This is a genomic window from Enterococcus sp. 6D12_DIV0197, assembly GCF_002174385.1.
GTDB classification, from domain to species: domain Bacteria; phylum Bacillota; class Bacilli; order Lactobacillales; family Enterococcaceae; genus Enterococcus_D; species Enterococcus_D casseliflavus.
In genome coordinates this window covers 1,083,820-1,096,638 of sequence record NZ_NIBN01000001.1, presented here as the reverse complement: position 1 = coordinate 1,096,638, position 12,819 = coordinate 1,083,820, and the positions used below count along the sequence as shown (strand labels likewise).

Sequence of the window (12,819 nt, the reverse complement as noted above, 5' to 3'; positions counted from 1 at the left end):
CTGATACTCTAAATTACGAACTTTTCATAATATGTTATAAAAGAAAACGGCTTATAAACGATTATTCTATGTACTTGAACTTTGGCATACTTAATGGTTTATCATTAAAATGTTAATAACTCGAGCAAAGATCATCAAAAATCACCAACATACTTTTCCTTAATTTTTATATGTCCGCAGTTTTTCTAAATGAATTACAATTTTTTTGAATAACAGATAACGACATTTATATAAAATAACTATATAACTCATCGGACTGATGAACCAGATTAGATTCTTCAGCCCCATTTAATGTAGTACAAAAAACATATTGTTCTCAAGTATGATTAAATCAAGACAAAATAAATAGCTAATAAGACGAAATGCTATATGAATGATCCTATAAAAAAGCCGAGATCATTTGGCAGAGATTAAATGATTACTAAGTTCCCTTATGAGACCTATAGCAGCCTTGTATCTTATGCGAAACATATCTTCATCCTAAATAGTTACTTCTGGTTCTTGAACTCTTTGATAATTTCTGAATGGTCTAACTCTCTCTTCAGCGGTTTATTTGAGTTTGCGATGTATGATTTTTATGATTGAGGCCAAATTAGGAAAAAATCTTTTCTCAGCTGAAGACAATGATCTCATACATGTCGGCGGCTTTTACTAGATTAATCAAAATGAAGCTGGATTTGAAACAGAATCCATGAGGATCTCGACATCGTCTAGTAAATCTGTTGAACCTATTCACAATACGCAATAGTATGCCTTTGATTATCAAGAAAAATGTCATCACTAGCTAGTTGTGAGAAACTACCTATCAACTTATATGCCGAAATTAGTCCTCAGGTACGCTCATTAGTGGTACTTTCTGGTTTACTGATAATATGACAGTCCCTCTCATATAGTTTTTTTATTCTATGATATATTAAGTTTACGAAACGTGAGAATTTCGAACATAGGAGCACAAAAGGGAGCCTGACATAAGTTAACTAGTTACGCTTCCCAAAAAATAAGAAGCACTCGAAAATCATGTGATTTTTCGAGTGCTCCTTGTTTTTCTATTCATTTTTGGTAAATCAAGTCCCTATTTTTGTCAATTTCATCATATCGATTGTCGTAATGAGTAAGCCCGACTGTTTTCTGACTTTCTCTAAGCCTCGAACCGTGTATCGAGTGAAATCCAAACAAGCCTTCATAAATCCGAAGACTATTTCCACATCGACATTTCTCCGCCATATATTTTTTGAATTTTAGGCGTTGTTAAACGTTCTTTTCATTTTTCTTTATGGTACTCCCAAAACGGATTTACAGTGATTTTTCTGCGATTCCCCTTTGGGGTTAAGGCTTCAGTAATGAGCGCTTGGTCCGCATCCGTTTTTTCTGCTTGGTTTCTTTAAAATCTCGGACAAAGCTATTCTTATTCGCATCCTCAATCATATTCCATGCACACAGATGCTCTGTCAACTGATCTAAGCCTTTATGGGTCAACTCCTGTACATCGTATACACAAAAACGGGCGATGGTTCGATAAGATGGAACCCGTTCTTGCGTCAACCAGCGAGCGTATAAATTTTCTTCAGCTAAGCGTTCAATCTTGCGACTTGTAAAGGTCTCTCGCGTATACGAAAAAAGATCCAACTTTATCATGGCACCTAAATCATATTCTCTTGGTCGACCAAAAAGATTGGGGTTATTAATCTGAAGCGCTTCGACCAGTTCATGGATAAAAACGGCGACATGATTTTCTTTTGGAGAAAATGAAGTAGATAGATCCAAAGTAAGTTGATTTATGTGATAATTAGTATACATTTTGTTTAGTCCTTTCAGGATTAGATGATGGGGCATTGGCGACAACCGGTGCTCCTTTTATTTTTCCCAAAAAACCGCAAGAAATGAACGTTTTCTCGCCATTTCTTACGGTTTTCTTCTATGGACTTATGTCACAGTCCCACTCTATACATTTTTAAATTAAGAATTCAGGTGTTCTTCATTTATGGTGTTTAAGAATAGATCACTTTTTCTTATTCAGATAGCTTCCCTATCCACTCCATAGAAACATTATATTTCAGTGTTCTTTTGGGTTATCTTTCTATCGATCCTCTTCCTCTTGGTTTTCTATCAGTATTCAAATTGGCGATAGTAGCGCCGAATTTCCATTGGGTGACAATTCATTTGTTCGACATAGGCATCAATGCGCTGCGTCACACAATGCATCAATAAGTGCGATAACACTCGGCCGCGATATTTTTCACTGATTCCTGAAATAGGATAGTCCTTGGTATCGATCAATGTATAGTTTCCACAAATTCTTGGCAATAATTTAGCAACTCTTTCTGATAATGGGCGCTGCTCGTCTTCTCCCAAAAACACTGTGACAGGTGTGGTTTCGTCAACGATTTCTAAGGTTCCGTGAAGAAACTCAGCAGCATGGATCGATTTTGAACGCAACCAGCTTTGTTCTTCCCAGTAGCACATGGCGTAAGAATAGACTGCGCCCCATTGATTTCCTGCACCGATGAAATAATGCATCGCATCATGACGATGCTGCTCCGCAAATGCTCGCCCAAATTCATCCGCCTGTTTCTCAGCCTCCACTAATCCTTTCGCTAAATATTGATCCAATTCTTGATAGTAGGCGTCGTAATCAGGAAAATCTCCGTGATTTTTCATTAACCGATCTGCCACCATGAAAAATTTGATTTGTTCTGTTCCTGGTGCAGGATACGTGATGACATGGTCACATTGTTCTGCTAAGATACTGCCTTTTGTATCAATAAATCCTAATAATGTCGCTCCTACTTTTTTGATTTCTGCGACAGCTTTTACCACTTCTTGTGTGGTTCCGGTAACAGAGGACAAGATGACTAATGAGTCTTTCGTCAATCGACGGTTGCCGGTTGTATAGTATTCTGCCGCATGTTGGACATAAACTGGTAAATCGCTTTTTCCATTGATGTAAGTAACTGCTTGCATGGCCGAAGCATAGGTACCGCCAATTCCTAGATAAAAGATCGCATCAAAGCCTTTTTCGTCAAGGGCATCGACTAATTTTTCAATTTCTGGACGTAGATCTAACATTCCTTGAATATCGTCAATTTGTTGTTGTTCATTAAATTTCAGCATCTTTTCCACCTCTAAATTTTACTTTTTAGCACTTGATCAAAGTCATCAAAAATACGTTTACTCAAATCGATCCCTTTAGCAGCAGCCCCGAGATAGGAGAAAATTTGGAACGGAATAACTAAGAGCAAAGAAGAAAACGTTTCTTCACATGCAACATCCAACCCAAGTGTATCGGAATTTTTTGCCGTTGCTGTGGTAATCGTATAAGCTTTTCCCACATAAGAAGCGATATAATCATGCAATAGTTGGGACCTTGATTGATTTAGGCTAGGAGCTTCAATAAAGAAAAGCACATGTTCATGGTTTGCTTCAAGATATGGTCCGTGCATATATGCTTCCAATTCAAATCCTTGAGAAGGGACTCGTAGGGTTTCGGTAAACTTCGTTTCAAATTCTTTAGCGGTTCCCCAGTTTGGTCCATAACCGACTGCTACAAAACGGTTCGCTAGTTTAAAAATACTTGCGTTTTTCTCAAAAAAATCAATTGTTTTATCGATAACTTGAGGAATGGCCTCGATCATCTCCCCTAACTGACTTTTGATAGTCGACACTTGGTCGTCGGATAATATACCTTTGCTGTAACCAATAGATACCCCTATTAAATAGAGTTGCAATACCGTTGCTACATATCCTTTTGTCACGAATCCAACGGTCTCGATCCCAGTTCCTAGATCAATGCTTTCGTTAACTTTTTGAGCAAGGGGACTTTCGGGATCACTGCTTAAACCGATCGTATAAATATCTTGCTTGGACAACTGCGCCACTGCATCTATCGTGGAAGCACTTTTTCCGCTTTGCGAAACCGCCAAAACTGTCTCGATTTCTTTAGAAAGATGCCCGTAATGATTAAAGTGGTATGGCTCTTCAATCGTGACAGTGATCTGCGCTAATTTCTCCATTGCATACTTTGCTGCTAAACAGGCATTGGCAGAAGAGCCCGTTGCCAAAATCAATAAATTCTCGATTGCAGCTCTTTTTTCTTCTTTTTTAGGAACAAACCCCTGCAAGATCTCAACTAACGTTGCTTGCTCTTCTTGTATATAATCCATCATCGTTGCCACAACAATTCCTCCTTAAAAAAGTCCAATCAAGGATCCTAAAATACCTACGACTGCTAGTCCCAGCAGAATAATCAGCGGTTTGACTTCTTTTTTCAAAAGATAAAAGACAGCACCAAATGCACCCAATGACAAAATTTTCGGAACGATATCATCAAAGATGCTTTGAACTGTAACTGCATTCTCCCCTGAACCAATCTGCAACGGAATGTTGATATCGATCATCGTAGCGGTCATTCCACCTACGACCATCAACCCAATGATGGCAGCCCCATAGGTTAAGCTTTCCATCAAACCGTTTTCCTGAATTTTCTTTAAAAATCCTGTCCCAAGTTTATAACCCCAACCAGTCGCAAAATAGCGAAATAGTAGATGAGGCACATTAAAAATCAGCAGAAACAGAATAGGACCTAGGATATTTCCTTGTAATGCCAATGAAGTTCCTACCCCAGTAGCAATTAGCCGCAACGTTCCCCAAAAGAAGGAATCACCGATTCCCGCTAAAGGTCCCATCAAAGAGGTCTTGATGTTTTCGATTGCTGAAGAATCAAAATTGGGATCACTGACATTTTCTTCTTCCATCGCCGCATTGATTCCTAAAATAAGCGTGACGATATGCGGGGTCGTGTTGAAAAATTCCAGGTGCCGTTTCAACGCATCGGCCATCGATTCTTTTGTTTTGTAGAGTTTCTTTAAAATCGGAATCATTGCATAGACATAAGCTAGGTTCATCTGCCGCTCATAGTTCCATGAGAACTCCATTTGAAACGAACGCCAGAAGACACGATTCAACTCTTTTTTAGTAATTTCTGGTTTCTCATTAGAAGTCTTCATCATCATCTAATACCTCCCCTGAAGTCATTTGAACAGATTGCCCTTGTCCGCGAAAGTTTCTCAAGTTAACAACTACAACAGCTGTTATCGCACCAAAAATTGCAATCCCTGTAACAGGAATCTCTAAATAAGCTGCTAATGCAAACCCTAAAAAGAAATAAGGAGCAACTTGTTTGTTGATCAGTAATCTAGCCAACATGGCAAACCCTAGAGCTGGAATCAAGCCAGTTGCGACTGATAATCCATTCTGTACAAAGGACGGAATCATCTCTAACAACTTACTCATCGTATTGCTGCCCACCATGAAGGAAATCGTCACTACAAGGGCTAACATCAAAGACAAGCCAAAACCGGCTAATAAGTGCATTCGTTCCACACCTTTGTAGTTCCCCTCTGTCGCGTATAAATCAGCTTTTTGATTCATCATAGGGATAAGCAGTCCTAAGTATACATTTTTCAGAATCAGCGTTAATGTTGCGATTGGAAGTCCTAATAGTAAAGCCGTCTCCGTTCCTGCTCCTGCTGTAATTGCGAATGCTGTGCCAAGAATTCCTCCTGTTACAACATCTGGCGGAATAGAAGCACCTACAGAAAACGAACCAATAAAAGCTAATTCCAGTGTAGCCCCCATAATAATTCCTGTGCTTATGTCCCCTAATACGATTCCTGTAAACAACCCTGTGACAATCGGACGCGACAGTAATGACGTCCCTAATGCGTATTCAGACTGCGCAATAAATGCAACAATTCCAAGTAATATTGCTTGCAGCATCTCTTTTGCTCCTTTCTCTATAAAACATCTTCGACAGCGACTTTTTTATCCGAAGGTACTTGACGGATATCGACAGCGATTCCTTTAGCGACCATTTTCTTGAGAAGTTCTTCTTCTTCTGGTAATACATTGACTGCTTTGCCAATATTTTTAGAGCCTTCTTTGGCTTTGATCCCACCTAGATTGATTTCGTCGATCTCTGGATAGTTTTCTGCTAACTTATACGCATCTTTGATGGAATCAACTACGATGAATAATTTGTATTTATCCGTCACACCACTTTGTAGGGCATGAATTGAATCCTCAATTGATTTGATCACCAGTTTTACGCCTTGCGGTTTTGCTAATTTGATTGTTGTTTTACGTATGTCATTTGTTGGCACATCATCATTGGCAATCAAAATGCAGTCCGCGCCTAAATTTTGTGTCCAAGAAAATGCGACCTGCCCATGTAATAGTCGATGATCGACTCGTGTCAAAATAATCATATCGTCCCTCCTAAAATTCTTCTTCTTCAATTTCTTTTGCTGCACTATCATTGCAAAATTGGATCATATTTTTGGAATTTGCCAACGTTTGGCGGATCGTTTCTGAGATTACACCTCCTCCATTAAGTTGTGTCGTCAATTCAATCAACAATGGCAAATTCAAACCTGCGATTAAATAAAAATTGGGTTGTTTGATGTAACGTAAAAATTCATTGTTTACGCTGCCGCCAAAAATATCTGTGATAACGATCATTTCATGCTCTTTATATGTTTCCATCAATGTATCCACAGTTACCGTTAGATCAAATGCTTCATGAACGTAACAGTCAATGGCAATAACTGATTGTTTATTTCCGCAAATAAGCTCTAACGAATGTAAGATTCCTGATGCAAATCGCCCGTGTGATGCTAAAATAACGATTTGTTTCACTGCTTTCACCTCACTTTGCTCCAAGTTACACCTTACTAAATGCAAAAAGCGTGCCAAAATAGCGGCACGCTTTTCTTATCGCTTAAAAATCTGCTTCATCCATTGAGGAATCTGTGTTTCCGAATAAAACATCATAGATATAACAAACTTCAGATTCAGGTATTCCGACACTGTAAACCTTTTCAATGACACTAAACGCTTTTTTGATCTCATTCAGCTGCTTTTCATGACACTGGAGTAATGTGTCGCTGGCATGATAATGCTCAATGGCTTCGTTTCGAATAAGACGTTCAATTAAGCAACTCGTATGGACAAACAACGCAAGTTTGCGATCATTGGCGATCCGCTGCTGCAGCATGCGCTCCAGATCCCCCACAAACAATTCCATTTGGGAAATCACTTTTTCAGTGTCTAGAATCGTCACTGATTGAATGACTCGATCCAAAGAAAAGTTTCTTACTAATTGATTGTTCACGTATGCGATCATCTCTTCATCCAATTCTTCCTTCAACCAACTTAACAGTTTCTCTGTTCCAGCACCCGAAATCAGTTCTTCTAAAGAAATAAAGGGAGCCAGCTCTTGGCGAGGTCTATTGGTTCCCACAACACCAACAATGTCATAGGAAGTCAATGTCTGCTTCACCTGTTCACTATTTTCCAAATGATTGAATTCATAAGGAAGAATCCGAATCTTCAACTGATCAGGAATACTCTTCTCTAATAAATTTGAGATTTGTACGGCGGTTCCAAGACCTGTGGAACAAGTTGTAATAACAACTTTCTCTTTTTTCACTTTCGGAAGAATGATTTCCCATTCGTTTTGGTGGTAATCATTTACCCGTTCTGGAATCTCCCTAAACGAAATCTTCTGCTGAATACATTCTCCAACAGCGATGGCTACACTTGTCGTTACATTGTTCATCATGACGATCGGTACCGTCAATTCTGGAATATATTGATAGACTTCTTTCAAAGAACCCATGTCGAACAAGACAACGAGTCCATTAGATACATCGTTTTTCTGAATATATGCGGTGACCCTTTCCGCAATTTGCTTAGGAGTGACCTCTAAGGGCATATCGAAAGACTGAAAAACCGATTCATTCAGTAAGCGGTTGGCGACGTTTGCGATACTGCTGGCGGTTGCATAGCCATGGGCCACTATGATGCTTCGTGGAAGCAGCGATTCTTTGGAATACCCCATATCATTGATATAAAGCGTAAAAATGATTCGGTCCATACTCGTTAGCTCAATATCCAATGCGTTTTGCACTAAGCCTATCAGATTTTCGGTGTAGCGATCACTTGTAGAATAATGCTTCTTAACACTTTTCAACAGGTTTTCTGTCAATAAAAGTTTGTCTTGATCATCTGGCAGCCACTCCACATTCCTGCGCAACCACAAATAATAACTGATCGTATAAACCATACTGCCGTTAAAGCTGATTTGGAAAGAATGCTCGATTTGCTCCATCATTCGCTGGACATGCTCTGTCACAAAAATCATTGTCCGCTGCTTTTGTTCCTGCTTATGGTCAAACAATAAATTTTCAAACAGTCTTTCAATCACTTTAGAAATAGGCGAGGCAGCTGCTGAAAAGTCCTGTCCCGCTTGGACATAATTGAGCAAGATCTGTTCATACGTTTGAATGATCTTTTGCTGTTCTGGCTCACTTTCCGCAGTCAGCTGCTGAATTTGAGTTTGTCCATCAATAAGAATCGGCTGCATCATCGTTAATTCATTGGGTTCCTCTGTCAATTGTAATAACTGTTCTGGTAAATGATATACAGTGACCGCTATTTTTTTTACTTCCCGTTTTAGACTGGCTGTATAGCTTTTGGCTGTAATAATTTTGATCGTACTTTTCAATTCGCCGACATTCCCAGAAAAATGACTAGTCGTTAATATTTCGATCACTTGGGGCGAGAGCTCCAATGGTAAGCCGATTCGCTTTTGCTCGTCAAAAAATGCTTGCAAGATCAGCTGTTTCCGTTCGGAAATTGTCCGTTCTTCCAAAGCGGGCAGTGTTGCTTGAATCGGGATTCGTCGCAAAAAGGTTGTTAGAAATGTTTGTTTCAGATCTTCGGTTGTTGCAAACACTAGCCGACAATCCAATGGGATCGACCGCCCCGTATCCCCCATTCGATAAATGACGCCTTGGTCTAGAAAAGTGAATAATTTTTCCTGACCTTCTGCATTCAGTCGATGAACTTCATCGAGGAAGAGGACCCCGCCGTTTGCTGCTTCAAATGCACCGCCACGATCTTCTTCTGCCCCAGTGAAGGCACCTTTCACATGTCCAAATAAATTGCTCGTCAATAACTCTTGATTGTTGGCATACTGCGCGCAATTGATCGTGATCAACGGAGCATCGCTGTCTAATAATTCATTTGCCACACAATAATGATGGAACATTTTTACAAGAAAACTCTTCCCAGTTCCACTTTCTCCCGTCAGCAAGAAGGGAAGTCCGCCATTTGGATAGAAGGCTGCCATCTTGATCTGTTCAATAACTTCTGCTAGACTGCCTTTGCTGCCGATCACACTGGAAAAAAAATCTTCTTTTTGATCAAAAAAGGGCTTTTCTGCCGCCACAGCAGCCAGACTATCATATACGTTTTTTGTTAAAGGATAATTTTGGATTTCAAATGCCTGCTTATGGAAAAAATACACTGGCCGGGTCGCAATTTTGACTAGTCGACCTTCTTCCGTTAACTGATTTAAATAGTGACTGATCGTGTTTCTCTTGACTGAAAACTTCTCAGCAATATCCTTCGCAGTAAAGACATCGCTTACATTTTCGGTAGAGAAAAAAGCTGTTTGATTTTGTAAGTAAGCAAGTAATTGTTCCTTCATCGCCGTTCTCCTTGTCCTCTTTATCTGATTATCATATCTTAAAAAGATCAGAGAAGCTAGACAACTTGTAGTAGATTGATCGTTTTTTCAAAACACGCAAAAAGCAGCATCCTAAGTAATGGCTGCCGCTTTTTATTTTTTATAAATAATACTTCTACGACCAATAGATAATATTTCTATCATTCGTTCTGATTCATTTCTATTTGCTAAAAATTATTAATTTCAATATGATTGCGCTATTCACCTCTTTTCTTTCCCCCTAACTCTTTACCATTGTACTAGCGGAGGCTCGTAGTCCCGCCAACTCAGAATGCTTTCAAATCAAATGTGATGGTGTCATTGTTCTTTAAAAACAACGCTTGTGCCCCTTTATCGGTCATTTCGTCATTGACGGTATAGACCCAAAATAGATTGGCTTTTTGATCTTAACTGATGCCGTCGATAGAGGTGATAAAGCCATCTTTTTCTTTGATCGCAAAGTTTTCTTTCATTACTTCCAGCAGCGACTCATTTTCTCGGAATGTTACTTCTTTTGAGGTCACAGCTTCTTGATTTTGGATGACGATCGTAGCTGTTCCTTGTTCTTGCTTCAAGGAACTTTGCTGCGTGCTTTCTGGCGTTACACTTGCCTGTTGGCATCCTGTAGCGACGAGTAGTGTGCTCACTAGCATGAATACGACAAATACTTTTTTCATCTATTTCTTCCTCTCCAATAGTCAAAATACTAATCGTTTTTCTATCCAATATGCGGATAAGAATTATTTTATCAATCTCGTTTTTTCTTAGAGCCCGCATTTTAATTGGATTTTACAGTTTGTGCAGGTACTACAGCCACCGATTTCCTCAATGGTTCCTTCATGGCAGATGGGACAGATTTCACCAGAGGCGACGGGTTCATCTACTTGAACGACAGGCAGCGGTTCAACTTGTGCGGTCAGCTCATTTTCAACCGCTTCTAAGGTAAGTACTTGTGAATCTCGGCTGCCGTCTACATAGACGGTCCCTCCTTTGGCTCCTCCTTCATAAAGATCTCGATAAACCTTGGCTACTTGGCTTACTGTATATCCTTTTGGTGCATTGACCGTTTTTGAAATGGAGCTATCCACCCAGCGTTGAATGGTGCATTGCACACCGACATGCTCTTCGGGCGTCAACTCCATAGCGGAAATGAACCATGCCGGCAACTCCGCTTTGGTTCGTTCAGGATGATCCATCAGGTATTCGTCAACGATTTCCGCATTGATTTCAATAAACTTACCTAGTCGACCGCTTCTAAAATAAGAAAAGGAGTAGTAAGGTTCTAAACCAGTTGAAACTCCCGTCATCGTGCCTGTCGATCCTGTTGGCGCAACAGTCAAAAGATGAGAGTTGCGAATACCGAATCGCAGCACGCCTTCGCGGATGTGCGCTGGCATTTTTTTCATGTATCCTGTATCGATAAATTTCTTCCGCAACGCTTGCGTCTCTTGGTCATTTTTTCCAATCAGGAAAGGAAAGCTGCCTTTTTCTTTCGCCAATTCAATGGATGCCTCATAGGCAGTGACTGCCATTGCCTCGAAAATTTGATCAACGAATTGATTTCCTTCTGCCGATCCGTATTTTTTCCCGCAGTAGATCAATAAATCTGCCAAGCCCATGATCCCTAATCCAACACGTCTTTCCCCTTTCGCCTGCTGCTCATTTTTGTCAAAAAAGTAAGGCGTTACGTCAATAACATTGTCTTGGAAACGAACCGCTGTTTTCACGGTTTCTTTTAGTTTGGCAAAATCAACGGTGCCCTTTTGGCGATCTGCCATGTTTGCGAGATTGATGGCTGCCAAGTTACAGACCGCATAAGGGGTTAGGGGCTGTTCACCGCACGGATTGGTTGCCACGACTTTTTGTCCGTATGCTGTAGCATTCGTCATCTTGTTGGCATTATCGATAAAGAAAATACCAGGCTCAGCAGAATACGTTGCACAAAAAGTAATCAACTCCCATAACTCACGAGCTTTGATCCTTTGATAGGTTTTGACTTTATGGCCAGTAGCTGCCCATTCTCGCACATCCCCGACTTCAGCCCATTTTGCATCATATTGCGCCATCTCTGCTTCTGAATAATTGTCGATATCTGGAAAGCGTAGCTCATACCACCCATCTGTCTTCACTGCTTCCATGAATTCTTCTGTCAAGCAGACTGAGATATTCGCGCCAGTTAAGAAATCACTTTCTTTCACCGTATAGCTGCCACCTATGCGCAATTTTTCTTTTGCCTTTTGGATCATGTCATTATGTTCCTTATCTGACGATTCAGGCAGTTGTGCTAGATAAGTGAACATTCTTTCTTCCATTTTTGTCAGAGGGTCAAATTGCAGTTTTTCATTGATCAGTTGTTTGATCGTCGCATTTGTGATTGTTTTTTTTAGGTGAAGCAATACAGCAGGATTTTGAATTTTAGAAAGAATAAACGCAAAAATATCTGGATGCCAATCTGCCATCATAATCATCTGCGCTCCACGGCGGCTACCTCCTTGTTCGACAAGGTTCGTCAAGTTTGCCAAATCATTCAACCAAGAAACTGCCCCAGAAGACCGACCACTGACACCGTGGACCACACTTGATTTTGGTCGCAAGGTCGACCCATTGGTTCCGACCCCGCCACCTCGACTCATGATTTCCATAACTTCTTGTCGATGAACAGCAATCCCTTTTCGGGAATCATGGATGAAAGGCATCACAAAGCAATTGAAGTAGGTAACTTGAGAATTTGTTCCTGCTCCATAAAGTACTCTGCCTGCGGGAATTAGGTTTTGCGCCACGATCTGTTGGTAAAACGCCTCAAAGAAGCGCTCCTGGTCATGGGCCTCGTTGGCAGAAATCCCTTTGGCTACACGATGCGCCACTTGCTCAAAAAAGAGTTCTAACGGTTTTTCAATGTCACTTTTTCTTCTTTTAACAAGTCCATTGGCTTGTTCATCAATATCTTCTAACGCTGAGCGATAGGCCTCTTCCACTTCGATAGAGACTAGTTCCCCATCGATTGCTTTCACAACACCGATTCCTCGCGCAGGATATTTAGGATCAGCTTTCGTTGTCAAAATCACCAAATCATCCTTACGCAATGTTAGATGGGTTTGATCTTTGTATGAATAACGATCCAGCATAATCAAACGAGCGATTCCCTCAAATGTTTGGGTCATTTCTGGTGTGATCGCCGAAACTTCTTGGAACAACTGGATATCCTCGTTCAATTTCTCAATCGTTTGTTTTTTGTATTCCATTTCTTTCCC

Annotated in this window: 10 protein-coding genes and 1 pseudogene; all 11 read right to left on the bottom strand. The window is 40.3% G+C overall.

Annotated features, from left to right (window positions below; translation table 11 throughout):
• Positions 1-1,326 precede the first annotated feature (1,326 nt).
• The 11 genes and pseudogenes from A5867_RS18165 to A5867_RS05170 all read right to left on the bottom strand — a co-directional run bounded on the left by A5867_RS18165 (position 1,327) and on the right by A5867_RS05170 (position 12,810).
• Positions 1,327-1,797 carry a transposase gene (locus A5867_RS18165; RefSeq protein WP_249270018.1) on the bottom strand — a complete coding sequence of 157 codons (471 nt, stop codon included), beginning with the start codon at positions 1,795-1,797 and terminating at the stop codon, positions 1,327-1,329.
• 309 nt (positions 1,798-2,106) lie between these two features.
• Positions 2,107-3,111, bottom strand: coding sequence for an SIS domain-containing protein (locus A5867_RS05210; protein ID WP_087627025.1), 1,005 nt, complete (start codon positions 3,109-3,111; stop codon positions 2,107-2,109).
• A gap of 11 nt (positions 3,112-3,122) precedes the next feature.
• Complete coding sequence (locus A5867_RS05205) at positions 3,123-4,172, bottom strand: SIS domain-containing protein (protein ID WP_087627024.1); 1,050 nt, start codon at positions 4,170-4,172, stop codon at positions 3,123-3,125.
• A gap of 12 nt (positions 4,173-4,184) precedes the next feature.
• Entirely contained in the window at positions 4,185-5,006 is an 822-nt protein-coding gene (locus A5867_RS05200) for a PTS system mannose/fructose/sorbose family transporter subunit IID (RefSeq protein ID WP_074935001.1), read from the bottom strand.
• Complete coding sequence (locus tag A5867_RS05195) at positions 4,990-5,775, bottom strand: PTS mannose/fructose/sorbose/N-acetylgalactosamine transporter subunit IIC (RefSeq protein ID WP_074934984.1); 786 nt, start codon at positions 5,773-5,775, stop codon at positions 4,990-4,992. Before A5867_RS05195 ends, A5867_RS05200 begins: the two co-directional genes overlap by 17 nt.
• A 17-nt stretch (positions 5,776-5,792) precedes the next feature.
• Positions 5,793-6,263: a PTS sugar transporter subunit IIB gene (locus tag A5867_RS05190; RefSeq protein WP_034858201.1), complete on the bottom strand. Its 471-nt coding sequence runs from the start codon at positions 6,261-6,263 to the stop codon at positions 5,793-5,795.
• Positions 6,264-6,273: 10 nt separating this feature from the next.
• Positions 6,274-6,693: a PTS sugar transporter subunit IIA gene (locus tag A5867_RS05185; RefSeq protein ID WP_034858298.1), complete on the bottom strand. Its 420-nt coding sequence runs from the start codon at positions 6,691-6,693 to the stop codon at positions 6,274-6,276.
• Positions 6,694-6,775: 82 nt separating this feature from the next.
• On the bottom strand, positions 6,776-9,550 hold the full coding sequence (locus A5867_RS05180) for a sigma-54-dependent transcriptional regulator (protein ID WP_087627023.1): 2,775 nt from the start codon (positions 9,548-9,550) through the stop codon (positions 6,776-6,778).
• A gap of 305 nt (positions 9,551-9,855) precedes the next feature.
• A pseudogene (locus A5867_RS18160) lies at positions 9,856-9,963 on the bottom strand (DUF4430 domain-containing protein); the annotation flags it as partial.
• 12 nt (positions 9,964-9,975) lie between these two features.
• Positions 9,976-10,245 (bottom strand): DUF4430 domain-containing protein, encoded by a 270-nt coding sequence (locus tag A5867_RS05175; protein WP_249270017.1) that lies wholly within the window; start codon positions 10,243-10,245, stop codon positions 9,976-9,978.
• Between the two features lie 87 nt (positions 10,246-10,332).
• Complete coding sequence (locus A5867_RS05170; protein ID WP_087627022.1) at positions 10,333-12,810, bottom strand: vitamin B12-dependent ribonucleotide reductase; 2,478 nt, start codon at positions 12,808-12,810, stop codon at positions 10,333-10,335.
• Positions 12,811-12,819 lie beyond the last annotated feature (9 nt).

Bases quoted from the DNA above. Each gene is read 5' to 3' on its own strand.
- A5867_RS05190 (WP_034858201.1), bottom strand. From the start codon at position 6,263: ATGATTATTTTGACACGAGTCGATCATCGACTATTACATGGGCAGGTC.
- A5867_RS05170 (WP_087627022.1), bottom strand. From the start codon at position 12,810: ATGGAATACAAAAAACAAACGATTGAGAAATTGAACGAGGATATCCAG.
- A5867_RS05180 (WP_087627023.1), bottom strand. From the start codon at position 9,550: ATGAAGGAACAATTACTTGCTTACTTACAAAATCAAACAGCTTTTTTC.
- A5867_RS18165 (WP_249270018.1), bottom strand. From the start codon at position 1,797: ATGTATACTAATTATCACATAAATCAACTTACTTTGGATCTATCTACT.
- A5867_RS05195 (WP_074934984.1), bottom strand. From the start codon at position 5,775: ATGCTGCAAGCAATATTACTTGGAATTGTTGCATTTATTGCGCAGTCT.
- A5867_RS05200 (WP_074935001.1), bottom strand. From the start codon at position 5,006: ATGATGAAGACTTCTAATGAGAAACCAGAAATTACTAAAAAAGAGTTG.
- A5867_RS05175 (WP_249270017.1), bottom strand. From the start codon at position 10,245: ATGAAAAAAGTATTTGTCGTATTCATGCTAGTGAGCACACTACTCGTC.
- A5867_RS05210 (WP_087627025.1), bottom strand. From the start codon at position 3,111: ATGCTGAAATTTAATGAACAACAACAAATTGACGATATTCAAGGAATG.